18 protein-coding genes are annotated in these 16,362 nt (G+C 60.5%); 8 read left to right on the forward strand and 10 right to left on the reverse strand.

Features of this window, described 5'->3' with window-relative positions:
- Window positions 1-40 precede the first annotated feature (40 nt).
- The 3 genes from HY247_00335 to HY247_00345 all read right to left on the reverse strand — a co-directional run bounded on the left by HY247_00335 (window position 41) and on the right by HY247_00345 (window position 1,657).
- Complete coding sequence (locus tag HY247_00335) at window positions 41-838, reverse strand: hypothetical protein (GenBank protein QQG48807.1); 798 nt, start codon at window positions 836-838, stop codon at window positions 41-43.
- A 37-nt stretch (window positions 839-875) separates the two neighbouring features.
- A complete protein-coding gene (locus tag HY247_00340; protein ID QQG48808.1) occupies window positions 876-1,361 on the reverse strand; it encodes a GNAT family N-acetyltransferase in 486 nt (161 codons plus the stop codon).
- Between the two features lie 74 nt (window positions 1,362-1,435).
- Window positions 1,436-1,657, reverse strand: coding sequence for an SHOCT domain-containing protein (locus tag HY247_00345; GenBank protein QQG49500.1), 222 nt, complete (start codon window positions 1,655-1,657; stop codon window positions 1,436-1,438).
- Between the two features lie 272 nt (window positions 1,658-1,929).
- Between HY247_00345 and HY247_00350 the strand changes: the two genes are divergently transcribed.
- The 3 genes from HY247_00350 to HY247_00360 are packed head-to-tail and all read left to right on the forward strand — an operon-like array spanning window position 1,930 to window position 4,060.
- Window positions 1,930-2,364 (forward strand): PadR family transcriptional regulator, encoded by a 435-nt coding sequence (locus HY247_00350; GenBank protein ID QQG48809.1) that lies wholly within the window; start codon window positions 1,930-1,932, stop codon window positions 2,362-2,364.
- A gap of 19 nt (window positions 2,365-2,383) precedes the next feature.
- Entirely contained in the window at window positions 2,384-3,058 is a 675-nt protein-coding gene (locus HY247_00355; GenBank protein ID QQG48810.1) for a DUF47 family protein, read from the forward strand.
- 9 nt (window positions 3,059-3,067) lie between these two features.
- Entirely contained in the window at window positions 3,068-4,060 is a 993-nt protein-coding gene (locus HY247_00360; GenBank protein ID QQG48811.1) for an inorganic phosphate transporter, read from the forward strand.
- Window positions 4,061-4,069: 9 nt separating this feature from the next.
- Here HY247_00360 and HY247_00365 read toward each other — a convergent pair whose 3' ends face one another.
- Window positions 4,070-4,471: an acyl-CoA thioesterase gene (locus tag HY247_00365; GenBank protein QQG48812.1), complete on the reverse strand. Its 402-nt coding sequence runs from the start codon at window positions 4,469-4,471 to the stop codon at window positions 4,070-4,072.
- A 104-nt stretch (window positions 4,472-4,575) separates the two neighbouring features.
- Here HY247_00365 and HY247_00370 point away from each other — a divergent pair, with 104 nt between their 5' ends.
- Window positions 4,576-5,061 carry a flavin reductase family protein gene (locus tag HY247_00370; protein ID QQG49501.1) on the forward strand — a complete coding sequence of 162 codons (486 nt, stop codon included), beginning with the start codon at window positions 4,576-4,578 and terminating at the stop codon, window positions 5,059-5,061.
- A gap of 3 nt (window positions 5,062-5,064) precedes the next feature.
- On the opposite strand, the gene hpaD is transcribed toward HY247_00370, so the two are convergent.
- Genes hpaD through HY247_00385 form a run of 3 tightly spaced genes read right to left on the reverse strand, consistent with a single transcriptional unit; the run spans window position 5,065 to window position 8,421 of the window.
- Window positions 5,065-6,072, reverse strand: coding sequence for a 3,4-dihydroxyphenylacetate 2,3-dioxygenase (gene hpaD / locus HY247_00375; GenBank protein ID QQG48813.1), 1,008 nt, complete (start codon window positions 6,070-6,072; stop codon window positions 5,065-5,067).
- 2 nt (window positions 6,073-6,074) lie between these two features.
- The gene (hpaB, locus tag HY247_00380; protein QQG48814.1) at window positions 6,075-7,526 is read right to left on the reverse strand and encodes a 4-hydroxyphenylacetate 3-monooxygenase, oxygenase component; all 1,452 of its coding nucleotides are present in this window, start codon (window positions 7,524-7,526) and stop codon (window positions 6,075-6,077) included.
- A gap of 43 nt (window positions 7,527-7,569) precedes the next feature.
- A complete protein-coding gene (locus HY247_00385; GenBank protein ID QQG48815.1) occupies window positions 7,570-8,421 on the reverse strand; it encodes a fumarylacetoacetate hydrolase family protein in 852 nt (283 codons plus the stop codon).
- Window positions 8,422-8,551: 130 nt separating this feature from the next.
- Here HY247_00385 and HY247_00390 point away from each other — a divergent pair, with 130 nt between their 5' ends.
- Window positions 8,552-9,313, forward strand: a complete 762-nt coding sequence (locus tag HY247_00390) for an acetoacetate decarboxylase family protein (protein ID QQG48816.1) — start codon at window positions 8,552-8,554, stop codon at window positions 9,311-9,313.
- Window positions 9,314-9,337: 24 nt separating this feature from the next.
- The gene (locus HY247_00395; GenBank protein QQG48817.1) at window positions 9,338-10,825 is read left to right on the forward strand and encodes an aldehyde dehydrogenase; all 1,488 of its coding nucleotides are present in this window, start codon (window positions 9,338-9,340) and stop codon (window positions 10,823-10,825) included.
- Window positions 10,826-10,832: 7 nt separating this feature from the next.
- On the opposite strand, the gene HY247_00400 is transcribed toward HY247_00395, so the two are convergent.
- Window positions 10,833-11,960 carry a saccharopine dehydrogenase NADP-binding domain-containing protein gene (locus HY247_00400; protein ID QQG48818.1) on the reverse strand — a complete coding sequence of 376 codons (1,128 nt, stop codon included), beginning with the start codon at window positions 11,958-11,960 and terminating at the stop codon, window positions 10,833-10,835.
- Between the two features lie 74 nt (window positions 11,961-12,034).
- Here HY247_00400 and HY247_00405 point away from each other — a divergent pair, with 74 nt between their 5' ends.
- On the forward strand, window positions 12,035-12,580 hold the full coding sequence (locus HY247_00405) for a CBS domain-containing protein (protein ID QQG48819.1): 546 nt from the start codon (window positions 12,035-12,037) through the stop codon (window positions 12,578-12,580).
- On the opposite strand, the gene HY247_00410 is transcribed toward HY247_00405, so the two are convergent.
- A complete protein-coding gene (locus HY247_00410; GenBank protein ID QQG48820.1) occupies window positions 12,581-13,936 on the reverse strand; it encodes a M20/M25/M40 family metallo-hydrolase in 1,356 nt (451 codons plus the stop codon). It lies immediately after the preceding gene.
- 76 nt (window positions 13,937-14,012) lie between these two features.
- Window positions 14,013-14,162: a YHS domain-containing protein gene (locus tag HY247_00415; protein QQG48821.1), complete on the reverse strand. Its 150-nt coding sequence runs from the start codon at window positions 14,160-14,162 to the stop codon at window positions 14,013-14,015.
- 61 nt (window positions 14,163-14,223) lie between these two features.
- Here HY247_00415 and HY247_00420 point away from each other — a divergent pair, with 61 nt between their 5' ends.
- Complete coding sequence (locus tag HY247_00420; GenBank protein ID QQG48822.1) at window positions 14,224-16,302, forward strand: heavy metal translocating P-type ATPase; 2,079 nt, start codon at window positions 14,224-14,226, stop codon at window positions 16,300-16,302.
- Window positions 16,303-16,362: the final 60 nt, after the last annotated feature.

Raw genomic sequence — 16,362 nt, forward strand, 5'->3', positions numbered from 1 at the left:
TACGGCTGAAGACTCAGTCTACCAGGAGCTACGTCGTCGGCTAGGGGCCGGCGGACTTCCAAGTGACAGAGAAAGTCGACTGGTCGGTGGCCAGCGATGACGGCAATGCCTTCACAACGCCCCCGCTCGTGACCATGGTTATCTGCCACACTGTTGAGAAGGCTCCGATGTTCTTCGTCACACCCGAAATCGTTGCCTGATTGGTGGAGCCGAAGGAGACAGTCCCGAAGTTGGCCAACGGGAGGACGCCGCCGCTGCTCGATGGTGCTTCTGCGACCCATTCCGCCGAGGACCTCTGGGCGGAGTTCACCCTTGCTGAAGTGCTCGAGCTCTGACCCGTTGTGGTGTCAGTGATCGTTGTCACAAACTTCAACCCGTTGTACTGTACTTGCGCTGTGATCTGGTCGCCCGCGCTGACCGTCAAGCCGCTGATGATGAACGAAGGTCTGGGGTAGAATTCGTACCAAGCGTAGTACCTGGGACTACCGCTGGAGCAGTCCGAGTCCGTGCCTGTCTGCTCGACTGTTCCTGAGTTGTACCCGTCGATCCCCACCCAGAACGAGGAATAGGCTGTGTTGCTATCGCAAGTGGCCGTTGGCACTGTCCAAGACCCCTTCACGAACGTAACGGTCCCCGCTCCTGAGGTAACCGCGTATCCGCTCCAGTTGGTGCTGCAGCTGTTTGTCGGGCACGAGACATTCCTCAGTCTCGAAGAGGCCACAATCGCGCTGCTGGACGCTGCGAAGGTGAATGCGGGAGCCACCGCGAGGGCAGCAAACGCCCCGATTAGGACGAGAGTGGCTAAGCGCTTCGCAACTGATTGCCTGTTCGTGCGCAATCTGGAGCTGGAAGAATAAATAAAGCTTCAGGTAGTGTCAGTCGCTTCGTCTCACCAGAGCACCTAGCCTCTCTTCATCCAGCCTGAAGACCTCCCATTCATCGAGCTTTCTGGCTCCAAGGCTCTCATAGAACTTCGCCGCCTTCTGGTTCCATCGGAGGACAGCCCACTCCATCCGTCCGCACCTCTCGGCCAAGGCTTCCCTGGCACACCACGAAAAGAGGGCCATCCCGGCCCCCTCTCTCCTGTGCCCCTCCTTGACGTAGAGGTCCTCTAGGTACAAGGTAGGTCTCGCGAGGAACGACGAGTATGTGTAAAAGTACAGCGCGTAGCCAACTGGCTCTTCTCCCACTTCGGCGATGACCAGCCTCAGTTTGTCCTTGTCGAAAACGTCCCGAAGGATCCTCGACTTCGCCTCTTCCGACGGCGGCTCGAGCTTCTCGAACCTGGCCAGCTCTCCAAGAAGGCTCAAGAATTGTTCCGAGTCTCCTCTCCTAGCCCTCCTGACTTTGACCTTGGCCAATACAGGAAGGGCGCACACTCGGCGAAATAAGGAAATCACCTTAGCGCAAGTGAAAAACAGAAGGGAGACCTGGATTAGTGATGCTGTTCCAGGTCCTTCGACATCTGTTCGAACTGGTCCTTCGTGATTTCGCCCCTCGCGTACCTCTCCCTGAGGATCTCACCGGCCTCGTCTCGGTGGTGCCAGCGTCCACTCCGGTACCCCCATCCCCACGGGAAGAAAGCGAATCTAGCGATCAGGAAGATGAAGAACACGAAGAAGAAGAACCCGAATGGGAAGAAGTATGGGTACCGCATTCCTCCGACGTACCCGAAGCCTGCTGTTGGATAGAGCGCGTTCACAACTATCGCCGCGATGAAGATTAACAGGACGAATGCAATGAACGCTCCGAAGAGGGGAATGAGTGCCCTTCTCGACCTGGGACTGAGCTCGAACTTGGTAGTCTCTTGCGTATTTCTCGCCTCCTGGTCGTGCCATGCCGGACGGGGATTCTTAAGAATATCGGAAAAACGATATTGCTTCTCACCCATCCCCCAAGGATAAATATCGAATATCCGAATGACCCAACGTGTGGTCCTTTCGTTTCGCCATGCACAGGAAGCGGGGGCTCCGCATGATGATCATGTCTCTCCTCTCGTCCTCGCCCAAGAACGGGGTAGAGCTCATGGACGGGATTGAAGCGATGACCAGGGGCTGGTGGCGTCCTTCTCCTGGGTCCATCTACCCCCTCCTCAAGAGCCTCAAGCAAGAAGGCCTCGTCAAGCCTAGGGACGATGGAAGGTACGAGCTGACAGGAAAGGCACGCGTCGAGATCGAGGTCGCCTTCGGCCCATCCATGCGGGCACCCAAGAACCTTGAGGGCATGACCGACGAGGTCGAGAGCTTCGTCACCTACGTCGAGGAGCTGGCTGCTTCGAACAGACCCGAGCTTGGACCATCGGCCGACAGAATCAGGTCTCTCGCGCAGCGCCTCCAGTCTGCGGTCGAAGGACCTTCGTCCTGAGGTAGGCCGAGACCTAGGCATGTACGCCGGGAAAGGATATTACGACGCCGAACTCGACGAACCTTACATGGGCTTCAAGGAATGGATTATCCCGCAGGACAAGGCCTTCTTCGACCTGCTGTCCGAAGAATCGGCCAACGTCCTCGAAGGGTCCAAGAAGCTTGAGGAGGCCGTCCGTTCCTTCGACAGGATGGAGGAAAGGAGGAAGGAATTCAAGGAGATTGAGCACAAGGGCGACGAGATAGTCCACCAGATCTACGAGCGCGTCAACAGGAGCTTCATCACGCCGATCGACCAGGAGGACCTCACGAAGCTGGCATCGCTCTATGACGACGTCCTCGACTACATGTACGCCGTCATGAACAGGCTGATTCTCTACGAGATTGCAGGCCCTACCGAGTCTATGATGAGGTTCGCAGGGATAGTCAGGGCCTCCGTCGAGGAGATACACCAGGCCTTCATCTCGATGAGGAAGCTCGACAAGACGGAGATAGACAAGCGGTGCATCGAGGTGGACAGGCTCGAAAACGAGGCAGACGCCCTTCTTAACGACGCCGTAGCCTCCCTGTTCAAGAGCCCGGACGTGATCAGCATCTTGAAGCTGAAGGAGATATACGAGCACCTCGAGACAGTGACCGACCGCTGCGAGGATCTGAGCTTCGTCCTTCGCGACATCCTGATCAAGCACACCTAGGTGGGGCCAATGGACGCCCAGACGCTCTACGTCTTCGGAATAATCCTAGTGGCCTACTCCTTCGATTTCATCAACGGCTTTCACGATGCAGCCAACTCCGTCTCGACGGTCATCTCCACTAGAGTCCTTCCGCCTTGGGCTGCGGTCTCAATGGCGGCCGTCTTCAACTTCATCGCCTTCGGAGTCCTCGGGGTCGGGGTGGCGACGACTGTCGGGAAGGGGATAATCAGCTCGAGCGTCGTGGGTCCCAACCTCATCCTCTCCGCCTTAATTGGGGCGATCACCTGGGACCTCTTCACCTGGTACCTTGGCCTTCCCTCCAGCTCATCTCATGCACTCATCGGAGGATTGGTCGGTTCTGCAGTCATGAAGGCGGGCACTGGGTCTCTGGTCTGGGCCGGGCTCCAGAAGGTCCTCACATTCATGGTCGTGTCCCCTCTGGTCGGTTTCTTGCTTGCGTTCGGGCTGATGTCCTTGTTGATCAGAGTCTTCTTCAAGAGGCCCCTCGCGGTCGTAAACAGGTACTTCCGCAGGCTGCAACTGGTCTCGTCCGCCCTCGTGAGCTTGAGCCACGGAAGCAACGACGCCCAGAAGACCATGGGAGTGGTGACAGCACTGCTCTTCTCCGTCGGGTGGATCGGCACCTTCGAGGTCCCGTTCGTCGTGGCCGTCCTTGCTGCATCCTCCATCGCTCTCGGGACCCTCTTCGGGGGCTGGCGGATCATCAGGACCCTAGGATTCAGGATGACCAAGCTGGACCCCGTCCACGGATTCTCGATCGAGACTGCGTCTGCGGCAACCATCATAGCGTCGACAATCTACCAAATACCCGTCAGCACCACTCACGTTGTCAGCGGAGGAGTCATCGGGTCTGGAGCGACCATGGGTGCGTCTATGGTGAAGTGGGGAATCGCGAGGCGTATTGTGTGGGCATGGATCATCACGATCCCTGCTGCAGCAATCGTCGCGGCCGCGTCCTACCTAGTCATCAGCCTGGTCTAGGGAACATCGTCATCCGAACCTCAGCAGACGCTTCCTGATGTCCTCGGGAATCTTGGCCGCTCCTCCAACATCCTTGACCATGACGTCGGTCACCTCCCCCTCGGCGATCCTCTTCCTCCCCTTGGTAATCGTGTGCCTGTATTCGACGCTTGCGTTTCCCAGGCGGGCCACCTCCACACGCACTGTGAACTTGTCGTCGAATTTCAGGGACGAGAGGTACCGGCACGCCGCCTTCGCAGCCACGAACCCGAGCTTGCGCCTCCGGAGGAACTCGAGGGTTATCCCGGCCTTCCTCAGCATCTCGAGCCTGGCCAGGTCAAAGTAGGAGAAGTACTGGCCATAGTAGACCACGCCGAGGGCATCGGTCTCCGAGAGCCTCACGCGAATCGCCATACCGAACCCCCGCGCCATCCCCTTCGACGCCGTCCGAACAATCTTTTAACAGGTTCGAGGCTCGATGAAGGAGCCACCGGTTGAAGTCTGTCGATCCTCTGCAGGACGGGTTGAAGCGCGCGATGCGGATCTACCCGCAGGGCGTTACGGTCGTTACCACCCTATCCGCGGACGGGCCTAAAGGAATCACGGTCTCCTCTTTCACGAGCGTTTCACTCGACCCTCCACTGGTGCTCATCTCAATTGCGAAGGGCTCCGCCCTCCACGACTTGTTCCGGGGCGCCGAAGCGTTCGCAGTCAACTTCCTCGCGGACGACCAGAAGTCGGTCTCCGACAGGTTCGCCGGTCGCGTGGAGCTGGAGGACCGGTTCCAGGGCCTCAAGTTCACCAGCGGAAAGGCAGGCTCTCCGATAATTGACGGCGCGCGCGCGTCAATCGAGTGCCGGAGGTGGCAGGTCTACGATGGTGGCGACCACTCGATCATCGTAGGGGAGGTGGTCGACGCAAAGTCGCTAAATTCGAAGAGGCCGCTGGTCTACTATACGCAACTGTACACCACGACTGAGAAGACCGAGTATCCGGCCCCGCCCTCGGACATCGTCTGGTAGCCTTCAGCGGGCCGACATCAGGTAGTCGGGCCTGTCCTGGATCTTTGGAGAGCTCAGCTCCGCGAACCGACCGCTCCTACGCGACCTGACAAGCATCGCATCGTTGAACCAACTGGCTGGGGTGGGCGCTCCCCAGAAGGTCTGCCTCTGGGGGTCGTTGAGCTTCCATCGGACCGGCTTCCAGTCCGGGTCTGCGCTGAGATAGTCGCCCGTGTACAGCTCTATGCGGTTCCCGTCAGGGTCCCTAAGGTAGAGGAAGAAGGCGTTCGATACGCCATGTCTCCCAGGGCCTCTCTCCATGCTCTCGAGATACCCCGCCGACGCGAGCAGGTCTGCGCAGTCCATGATCGCGGCCCTGTCCGGCACTGTGAACCCGGCGTGGTGCACCCTCGGTCCATTTCCAGTCGTGAGCGCGAGGTCGTGGCAGGTGTGCTTCCTTCTCAGCCAGGCGGCCCACATCTCAGGCTGCGGTCCTTCAGTCTCGGTCGTTTCAGTGCAACCGAAGCCGAGCGACTCCGTGTACCATTCGTAGGCCGATGCCACGTCTGGAAGCATTATGTTGAAGTGGTCCAGCCTCATCACCTTGGCACCACGGTAGTCTGTGTACTTCTGCAGCTTCCATTCGACTTCATCCATCTTTGAGTAGAACTCCACCGGGAACCCGAACTGGTCCTCCACCAGCACTGCCCTGCCCTGCCCCTTCTCCTCTCCCTCAGACACCCAAGCAGTGCTCCCACCCTTCGACTTCGCCAGCCTCTCGATCGCTTCCAGCCCTCCCTCCTCCGAGATCCTGAACGCAAGGTGTCCCACTCCAGGGGCCTCCGACTTTGTGAGGAGGAGCGAGTGATGACGCCTGTCCTCCAGACCCCTCAAGTAGATTCGAGTGCTGTCCTCCTCAGTCACCACGAACCCGAGCGCCTCTGCGTAGAACCTCCTCGCCCTATCCAGGTCGGTAACCAGGAATTCTATGTGCCCCGCCTTGACGATCTCGAACCCCGGACTCTCCGTCAAAGTCAATCCTTCCTGTGGAGCAGGTCCCTGACCCTCTGTTTGTACGGCTCGCGGTCGTACCAGTTGTAGTAGGCGCTGGCCATCCTCACCGGGTCGCCGAAGAAGAACCTCTCATAGAGCTCTTGCCTTCCGCCGAACGAGCTCCCGGCGACGTCCCAGGCCAGCTTGAAGAGCCGGATCCTCTCCTCCGCATCAGCGAGCTTTGCCTGATAGTACCTGTCTACATCCGGCCTGACGTCGGACTTCAGGACCTCCTCGGGCGGGATGGCCATCAGCCCGCTGGCTCCTATCTGCTTTATGACCACCGCGAGGTTCGGCGCAACGCGCGGCCAGAGGTTCCTGGCAGTGTTGATTGGCACGTAGTCTGGGGTGAGCAGGCCCCACTTGTTCTGTTTGGCGTTCGCTTCGCTCCAGTTCAAGAGCGCTTTCATGGATTCCACCGTGATGAGGACATCGGCCACCTTCTCTTGGACGTGTGGGAACTGATCTGCCCCGATCGTCTCGGCGACAAGGGAGACGAGTCCCGCCACGAACTCCGCCTTCGCGACCTCTCGTACGGTCGCCTGATGGGCCATGAAGACGATCGCGTCGGTGGCCTCGCTGACCTTGTTAGCCTTCTCAGGGTCCTCGAGGATGAAGACCCTGTCCCACGGCACGAGCACGTCGTCGAAGACTACGACCGCATCCTGCTCGTCGAACCTGGCTGCGAGTGGATGGTCGTACTTCGACTCGGCAGCGAACGACTCCCTGCAAATGAACTTCAGGCCTCTTGCGCTGACGGGCAGGGCGAACGCGATGGAGTACGGCATGTCGTCCTGGCCCGACCTCACCACCGTCGAAGGGAAGACCATGATCTCGTCCGCGATGGGCAGGGTCGCGAGCATCCTTGCCCCCCTGATCACCACCCCCTCTGACTTCTTTTCCAGCACCCTGGCAGCCGTGAAGGGGTCGGCCTGCTTCGAAGGCCCAACACCCCTGTTGTTCTGAGGGTTGATCAGGGTGTGGGTCAGAACGAGGTCGTTTTCCCTGATGAATTCGTAGTAGTTCCTGATGTTCTGGCCGTAGTCGCGCCCGTCCGCGGCTCCGAAGAAGTCCGAGGCGGCGGCCATAGCCATTATCGAGCTGTTGAGGTAGTCGGCAGTCCGTCCAAGCATGCCCCCCGAAAAGTCGGCCCACCTCTTCATCGCTCCCCTCCTCTTAGCGAGGTCTCCGACACTTTTCGGCTGCAGGAAGCTCGCGCCCACCCTCTTTCCGCTGGTAGGCGACCCGTAGGTCATCTCCTCTCTCGTCGCCTCGTCGACCTGCATGTCGTAAAGGGCAGCGAGAGACTTTGCTACGCTCGCGAACGCCTTGTGCTTCGAAACCTCCCCCGTAACCCTCTCATTGCCATACCACAGCTCTCTCCTGGTCGAGTCAAGCCTCTGGATGAATTCCTTCCCGCTCTTCGCGCCCAAATCTCCAACGCCTACCTTCGACTTCTATCCGACCGCCCGGACTCTACTTTAGCTTTCCCAGAAGTCCTTCCTCCCTGACCACCGGATTGGTGAGCGTTCCAATCCCTTCGATAGACAGGTCCAACGTCCCCAGGGCCATTGGAAGTATGTATTCGGTCGGGTCGAGGTCCCCGATTGCCTCCCTGGTCCACCCGACGCTCCCGCACGAGACCACATCACCCGGCTCCAGAGTCAAGAAACCACTCACGTACGACGCAATCTCGGCCGGCCCGAAGATGTACTCAGACGTGTTGCCTTCCTGGACCTTCTTCCCTGCGAAACTCGTCGACATCGCCTTGCCCAAAGGATCCCCAAACTCATCCTGCGTGACTATCCAGGGTCCTATGGGGCAGAAGGTGTCGTGATTCTTAGACCTGAACAACGGACCCCTGAGGGTTCTTCTGGAGATGACTCCAGTACTGGGGTCCCTCCTGTAGGCCTCGTAGGCGTCCTCCTTCGAGTCTTTCGGCGCGGTCACGTCGTTGAGGATGGTGTATCCGAGGATCCTCCTTCTCGCCTCTCCGGGGCTGACGCGCGAAATCCTTTCGCCGATGACGGCGGCCAGCTCAACCTCCGGCCTGATGCCAGACTCGGGTGCGACGATTGCCTCTCCGGGCCCTGTCACCGAGTTGGGAGCCTTCATGTCGAGCCTAGGTCTCTCTAGCCTGACCTCTGGGCCGCCGAGCATGCCTATGGTGTTCACTATCGCGGCTACAATCTTCCCAGGTCTGCCAACTGGGGGCCCCAATACCACTTCCCCAAGTGAGAACTGCCGACCCCGACCCAGCTTGGTCGCACCGTCCATCCCTGATTCGAGAGCCTCGACGAGGCTGACCCCCCGACCCAGTTCAAACACACTCCCGCCCTCTACCGAACCCAGAGAGGTCTCTGCCCCAGGCTCAGAGCGGGGACGGAAGGCGCAGAGCTTCACGATGACCAGCGAATCATGAAGCCTTTTTACCTTTGGCGAATGTCGACACGAAGGATTGCTCGAGCATCCACTAACCCCAGGAGAGACTTCTGCGATTGAGAAAGGGCCCTGGCACTACGGCGCTGACTACGTCACGGTCTACTTCCGTGGCGACCGAAACAAACTGAGCGACCTCATCCCTGAGCCGTTCGAGGTTGCGGACGGCCAGTGCATGGCATACGCCTGCGAAATAATCTCAGTCGCAGAGGGGAGGTCTGCAATGGTGTGGACTGACCCGGACAGGACAACCTACCAGGAGGCTGCGCTCGGCGTCAAAGTAAGACACTCAGGCACATCCGGGGTCTTCTTCCCTGTGATGTGGGTCACGACCGAGTGGTCTCTTCTCCGAGGCCTCCTGAACGGATACCAAAAGCGCCTCGCAGACAAGATCCGCCTGACCAAACTTCACCCTCTGAACCCCGGCCTCTCCCCAGCTGGTCCAGGGAGAAGTTTCTCCGGGTTCTGCGTGAAGGGCTCTGAGAAGCTGCTCTCGGTCAGGGTAGACGTCGATAGAGCAGGCACATCCGGGGACCTCCCGGCCTTCGGCCCCACCTACGGCCTCAGGTCCTTTCCCAGGACCAGTGACACCCAGTCCTTGGTCAAAGAGCCAGTGGAAATACTGAAGTCCAACTCGAGGGTCTCCGACGTCTGGCTGGGCAGGGGCTCAGTGGAGCTCAGAATGGACGTAGGGCCCATCGAGGAAGCTACTGGTGCAGTCTACAGATCAGGCTTCACGATCTCTGGCTCGAAGTCCCTCTCATCTCGACACACTTTATAACGACTCGAGCCTTCGAGAGCCAAGATGCAGGCCAAACACGCGGTCCGCACCTACTCTAACTTCATCGGCGGCCGCTGGCTAGAGTCCCAGGGGGGGACCCTCTCCACCAGCGACCCGGCGACCGGCCGCACGGTCTCCAAGGCTGCCCAGTCGACGCAGGACGACGCGGCCCAGGCGGTCGAAGAGGCGAGGAAGGCCTTCGACTCTGGGGTCTGGAGTTCTAAGCGGCCCGGCGACAGGGCCAAGGCGATCAGAGAAATCTCGGAGCTCCTCAGGAGGGAGGTCGAATCGCTCGCGGTGCTCCTCACCCTTGAGACCGGCAAGCCTCTGGCAGACTCAAGGGGGGAGCTCTCCAACGCGGCCAATGTCCTCGAATACTACGCCTCCGCCGCGAGGCACATCGTCGGCAGGGTTCCAAGATACACGGGGTCAGACGTCAGCCTGGTCGTGCACGAACCCGTTGGTGTCTGCGGACTCATTGTCCCATGGAACTCTCCCATCTCCTTGCTCTCGTGGAAGCTGGGGCCTGCCCTTGCTGCCGGGTGCACGGTCGTGATCAAGCCCGCGACCTACACCTCCGGGGTCTCGATGGAATTTGTGAAGCTCCTCAGCTCGATAGAGGGCATACCCGCGGGCGTCGTCAACGCGGTAACGGGTCCAGGAGAGTCCGTCGGTTCCGAGATTGTGAGAAGCCCGCACGTCGACAAGGTCTCCTTCACCGGCTCCACTGAGACTGGAAAGAAGATCATGGAGATCGCCTCCTCGAACCTCAAGAAGGTCAACCTCGAGTGTGGCGGAAAGTCCGCCGATATCGTCTTCGACGACGCCAACCTCGAAGCTGCTTTGCCGAGCGCAGTCTGGTCCATCTTCAGGAGCGCCGGGCAGTCTTGCAATGCCGGCTCCCGACTCCTCGTCCAGGACACCATCTACGATTCGTTCATGAAGGAATACAGGCGGGCGGCCGAGGCGATCAGGGTCGGCAACGGGATGGATCCCCAGACCGAGATGGGACCAATCATCTCAGAGTCTCAGATGAAGCGCGTCCTCTCCTACATCCAGTCCGGGCAGGACGACAGCGCACGCCTGACCTCGGGTGGGAGCCGGATAGTCGAAGGCGACTACGCAAAGGGCTTCTTCGTCCAGCCCACGGTCTTCGAAGGTGTTGAAAGGCACATGCGCATCTTCCAGGAGGAGATCTTCGGCCCGGTCGTCTGCGTACTCCCCTTCAGGGACGAGGAAGACGCGATCTCAATCGCCAACGACACCAAGTTCGGCCTCGCCGGCGACATCTGGTCGAAGAGCCTGGTCAGGACAATGAAGGTCTCCCAAGGAGTCAGGGCTGGTACTCTGTGGGTCAACAGGCACCTTAACCCAGGCCCCGAGGTCCCCTTCGGGGGCTACAAGCAGAGCGGAGTAGGGAGGGAGACGGGCATGGAGGGCCTCAGGGAGTTCCTCCAGACCAAGCACATCAGCCTACAGCTTACGGATTCCTTCGAAAGGGTCCGCAGGTAATCGCTCTTCAGCCCCGGGTGGTCTCGATCTGCACGCCCCTCCGCCTCAACTCCGCCAACAGATGCCCGACGCTCTCTCCCCTTACCAGGGTCTCGGGCGGCACGACTCCTCTCCCTTCCAACTTGCCCGAACCGACCATCTGGGCTACGATCGAGGCAGTGTAGCCCGTCGTCTTGCCCATCGAAGTCACTCCAGTCGACTCGTCATACCTGTCGACCATGTCGTACCTCATCCACTTCTCACCCGACTTGGCCTCGACTCTCATGACCGTCAAGTCTCTCGGGTCGCCCTCCGAGAGCTTCTTTCCCAGCACGCTCCACGACATCTCTAGCGGGGAGAGGTTCGCCCCTCCGAACTTGACCGCCTCCTTCGAGAAGAACCCCGACTCGATGAACAGGTTCATCCGCTCAGCGTGCCCCGGATACCTCAGTGTCTTCTCGTCGAGAACCCTCATCCCCTTCATGGTGTAAACTAGTGACGCGAGGCCGTCTGTGCAGAAGGCCTCGAGCCTTCCGACGGGGTCGGGGAACTCGACCGGCTCAACCGTGTCGAAGGGCTTGACCCTGACCAACTTCCCCTCCCTGTAGACCCTCGCTTCGTCGATGTACTCCCTCAGCAGGCCTACGATTGAGAAGACAAGACGGTACCCGAACGGGGGGACCGGCTTCTGCGGCAGCCCTCCCACCATGATGTGCCCTTCATCGCCTCCACCGAGCTCTTCGAGGCCCCGCGCCAGCAAGATCCCGCCGAGTCCCGGCGCGACCCCGCAACCCGGCACCAAGAGCGCCCCAGACTTCTGTGCCGCCTCGCCCAGCTCCATCTGCTCGTCCTCGAAGGCTATGTTGACCATCTTCGCCCCCGCCCTGACCGCGGCCAGGTCAGAAGAGTGCACGACACCGTGGGGCAGGGCAGACACCGCGACGTCGAACGCCCCCAGGAACTTCGCGACCCCGCCCACGTCCTTCAAGTCGAGCACTCGGGTCGACAGGCTTCCTCCTTTAGAACGGGCCTTCACGGCTTCGAGCTTCGAAGGGTCGATGTCGGCGACCACGACTTCACTTATGCCCCCAGAGCGGGACAGGTCGAGAGCCACGACCGAGCCCATCATGCCGGCCCCTAAGACGGCTGCCTTCACGCGGCTAGTTCGGCTCCTCGGGTTTATGAATTGAGCCGCAACATCTTAAGTAGAGGCAGAGGCGTGTGAATCCTGTGGGCCTCCGAGAGTCCCTCGACGATCCAATCTCAAAGTACACCTCCACATCCTACACGAAAGTGAGCGTTGAAGACTCGGTCATGACCGCTGCCAAGGTCATGATGAAGGCCGGAAGCACCGAGGCCATAGTGGTCCGCGACGGGTCCCCCGCCGGGGTCGTGACAGAGCGCGACATCCTCTACAAGGTCGTGGCAGTCGGCTCGGATGCCTCAGTCGTAGACGTTGAGCAAGTGATGAGCTCCCCCATCCAGTCCATCGAGGAGTCCTCCAAGGTCGGAGACGCGATAGCAAAGATGACCAAGCTGGGCCTGCGCAGGCTCGGCGTCACGAGAGAGGGCATGCTGGTCGGATTGGTCACTCAGAAGGCTCTCGTCGCCGGCGGCCTCAACAAGAGCGTCGGCCTCCCCGAGCTGGTCTCGCCCACCCAGATCTCCTGTCCATACTGCGACGCGGTCATGAAGGACCGGGCAGAACTCTCCAAACACATCGACCAGGTCCATCTGGGCCTCGGCCTCCTCGAAGGAAACCTGAGCAACTGGTAGCTAATTCGCGAACTGTTCTACCGTCTCTGCGATCCACAGGATCCCTTTGTGGAGCAGGTCCAGCCTCAAGTTCTCGTTGGGGGCATGTATCGCGCTGTCCTCAGCTGAGACCCCGATGTCCACCGAAGGCATCCCATAGGTCCTCGTGAAGATATAGAGGGGGCCCGTGCCGGGAGAGCTCAGCTCCACCACCGGCTCCTTGCCGTAGACCTTTGACGCGGCCCTTATCGCGGCCTGTGCGAACGGGTCCTTGTACGAAGTCCTCGCCGCAGGCTCCATGCTCTCCAGCTGCATCTCGACGTCGGAGAAGCCCTTGTCGTCGATGTACTTCCTCATCTTCTTCCACAGGTCGGCCGGGTCCTGGTTCGGCACCAGGCGGAAGTCCATCTTGGCGTGTATCTCCTTGGGGAGGACCGTCTTGGACCCTGGCCCTGTGTACCCCGCCCAGATTCCGGCTATGTTCCCGGTCGGCCTCTGGACGAGGGCTTTCTTGGCCACGTCCGCGGTCATCTTCCCTACGAATTCCTTGGCCCCGTATGTCTTCTTGAACTCCTCACCTTCGAACGGCATCTTCTGCAGCACCCCGACCTCGTCCTCAGACAGGGTCTCGACCCCGTCGTACCAGCCCGGCACAAGGACCCTCTCGTTCTCGTCCTTGAGCAGGTTGAGCATCCTGACCAGCCTCCAGGGGGCGCTGGGGAGCGCAGCGGCGTAGCTGCTATGGGCGTCCTGGGAGAGCGAGCTGAGCACGAACTCCAAGTAGATCATCCCCTTGACCCCGAGGATCACCTTCGGGCGGTCCTGGAGGTCCACGGTCCCGAACTCCCACACGACCGCGTCGGCCTTGAAGAGCTCGCTATTCTTCGAAATGTACTCCTCCAGGTGCACGCTGCCCGTCTCCTCCTCGCCTTCGAAGCAGAACTTGATGTTGCAGGGAGGCTCTCCCGACGTCTTCAGATACGACTCGACCAGCTTGAGCCTCGATACGAGCTCTCCCTTGTCGTCCGACACTCCTCGCCCGTATATCCTCCCGTCCCTGATCTCAGGCTTGAAGGGAGGGGACTTCCAGAGCTCGAGCGGCTCCTCTGGCTGGACGTCGTAGTGGTTGTAGAACAAGACCGTCTTCTTGGATTTCGTCGACTTCACTTCGCCGTAAACGAGAGGTGCGACCCCCTCCTGCTTCAGGACCTTGGTGGTCGCTCCGATCTCACTGAGCATCTTTTCGACCAAGACCGCGCACTCCTCGACTCCTTCCTTCCTCGCCGAGACGCTCCTCTGAGATGCGAGGGCGATGATCTGCTTCGCGAACGAGTTCAGGTTGCTCTTGACATACTCCTGATACTTCGCGTCTACCAAGGTCTCAGCTCGAACCCTGCCCCGCGCGCCTCAGGAAATAAAGATGAGTCTATGCGGGGGAGAGAGTGCCAGCCAACTAGGCGTGGTGCGCGTACCGGTGCGGGTCCTTGTCGAAGGTGTTCTTACACCCAGGCGAACAGAAGTAGAACTTGACGCCGTCGTGCTCTGAGGTGAACCTCGCCTTGGATTCGTCCACGAACATCCCACATATAGGGTCCTTTGCCAACCAAGGGCCGTCTTCCTCTCATATTATATGAGGGTTTGAGCGCGGGGTTCATCAGATTCCGATGGCCAAAGACCCCATCTGCGGGATGTATGTCGAAGAGGGCCCCGACGCCCTCAGCTCCGTCCAGAGAGGGTCCACTTTCTACTTCTGCAGTGACACCTGCCTCCAGACCTTCGTCGCCCCGGGAGAGGAGCTCTCTCTCCTCAAGAAACTGACGATCCTCAGCTTCGCCCTCGGCACGCCCACGCTCCTGCTCACTTGGTTCCAATTTCTCCCCCTCGGCTCTCTGAACGGGCTGGTCCTCCTCGCCCTCGCCACTCCCGTCCAGTTCGTCGCGGGCTGGATGTTCTACCGCGGGGCTTGGCACGCGATAAGGGCCCGAGCCGCCAACATGGACACGCTCACCGCGATAGGCACGAGCGCGGCCTGGCTCTACAGCGCGATCGTCGTCCTTGCGCCGGGGCTACTGCCTGACGGGACGTACTTCGACGTTTCCGCGTTAATCATCGGGTTCATCTTACTGGGCAAGGTCCTCGAGAACACGATGAGGGGAAGGGCCTCAGAGTCGGTGAGGAGGCTCTTGGACCTCAGGCCCAAGACCGCCACCGTCGTATCGGGCGCCACGGAGAAGCAGGTGCCTGTCGAAGAGGTAGTCGTCGGCGACCTCGTGAGGGTGAAGCCTGGTGAAAGCATTCCTACCGACGGGGAGATCGTGGACGGCTCTGGGTCGCTCGATGAGAAGATGCTGACCGGCGAAAGTATGCCGGTGGACAAGAGGCAGGGGGAGGGGGTCTTCGGCGGGACCGTCAACCTCACCGGCTTGCTGACCATAAGGGCGACTAAGGTCGGGAGCGACACAGCCCTCGCTCAGATTGTGAAGCTGGTCGAGGACGCCCAGGCTGGCCAGGCTCCCGTCCAGCGACTGGCCGACCGGATATCGGCCTACTTCGTGCCTCTAGTGGTCTTCGTGGCTGTGGCCTCGATGGCGGCCTGGTACTTCACGGGCGCCGGCCTTCTTCGGGGATTCACCGCCTTCGTCGCCGTCCTGATCATCGCGTGTCCGTGCGCCCTCGGACTGGCCACACCGGCCGCGCTTGTCGTCGGGACCGGAAAGGGGGCTTCGAACGGAATCCTGATCAAGGGCGGAGAGACACTCGAGAGAGCGAACGGGGTCGACACTGTGGTCTTCGACAAGACCGGGACCCTCACGCTGGGGAGGCCCGAACTGACGGACGCAGAAGCGGTCGGCGACGTCACCGAGGAGGAGCTCCTCGGGCTCGCAGCTTCAGCCGAGTCGGGCTCGGAGCACCCCATAGGAAGGGCCCTCATTGAATCCGCGAAGGCACACAAGCTCAGGATAGAGAGGCCGACCTCATTCGAGGCAGTGCCCGGAAAGGGGGTCAGGGCGACGGTCGGCAAGGCCAGGGTCTCCGTGGGTAACAGGGCCCTCCTCCGGGACGACGGGGTCGAGGCGGGGCTTGCAGAGACGTCAGCCTCTGAACTTGAGGGGGCAGGGAAGACCGCCATGTTCGTAGTGATCAACGGGAAGGTCGCCGGCATTCTGGCCGTCGCGGACACCGTCAAGCCCGACGCTGCCGCCACTGTCTCGGCTCTGAGACGGATGGGTCTCAGGGTCATGATGGTCACGGGGGACAATGAGAAGACCGCCCGCTCCATAGGTTCCCAGGTTGGCATCGAGGAGGTCCTCTCGGGGGTCCTGCCTGGTCAGAAGGCGGAGACCATAGCCAAGCTCAAGCAGGAAGGGAGGGTCGTCGCAATGGTGGGCGACGGAATCAACGACGCACCGGCGCTCGCCAAGGCAGACCTGGGCATCGCAATAGGAAGCGGGACCGACGTCGCGATCGAGACAGCCGGCATCGTCCTGATCAAGGACTCCCTCAGCGGCGTTGCGGGGGCCCTGAAGCTCAGCAGGGCCACGATGCGCAAGATCAAGCAGAACCTGTTCTGGGCCTTCGCCTACAACGCCGTGCTGGTCCCGGTGGCCGCCACCGGGTTCCTGAACCCGATCCTGGCCGGCGTAGCGATGGCTTTCAGCTCGGTGAGCGTCGTCGGTAACTCCCTCGCCCTGAACTCGGTCAAGCTCGCCGTCCCCGACTCTGGCGCCGGCAAACAGACTTGATCGAACGGGGCGCTCGCTCCGGCCACTGAGAGAGCACAAATAACTCCGCCCTGCGGCGCT

The sequence above is a fragment of the archaeon genome (assembly GCA_016432545.1).
GTDB lineage: Archaea > Thermoproteota > Nitrososphaeria > Nitrososphaerales > Gagatemarchaeaceae > UBA183.

Excerpts from the sequence above, each read along its gene's own strand:
- HY247_00345 (QQG49500.1), bottom strand. The coding sequence starts at position 1,657 with ATGCGGTACCCATACTTCTTCCCATTCGGGTTCTTCTTCTTCGTGTTC.
- HY247_00355 (QQG48810.1), top strand. The coding sequence starts at position 2,384 with ATGTACGCCGGGAAAGGATATTACGACGCCGAACTCGACGAACCTTAC.
- HY247_00360 (QQG48811.1), top strand. The coding sequence starts at position 3,068 with ATGGACGCCCAGACGCTCTACGTCTTCGGAATAATCCTAGTGGCCTAC.
- HY247_00365 (QQG48812.1), bottom strand. The coding sequence starts at position 4,471 with ATGGCGCGGGGGTTCGGTATGGCGATTCGCGTGAGGCTCTCGGAGACC.
- HY247_00370 (QQG49501.1), top strand. The coding sequence starts at position 4,576 with ATGCGGATCTACCCGCAGGGCGTTACGGTCGTTACCACCCTATCCGCG.
- HY247_00395 (QQG48817.1), top strand. The coding sequence starts at position 9,338 with ATGCAGGCCAAACACGCGGTCCGCACCTACTCTAACTTCATCGGCGGC.
- HY247_00420 (QQG48822.1), top strand. The coding sequence starts at position 14,224 with ATGGCCAAAGACCCCATCTGCGGGATGTATGTCGAAGAGGGCCCCGAC.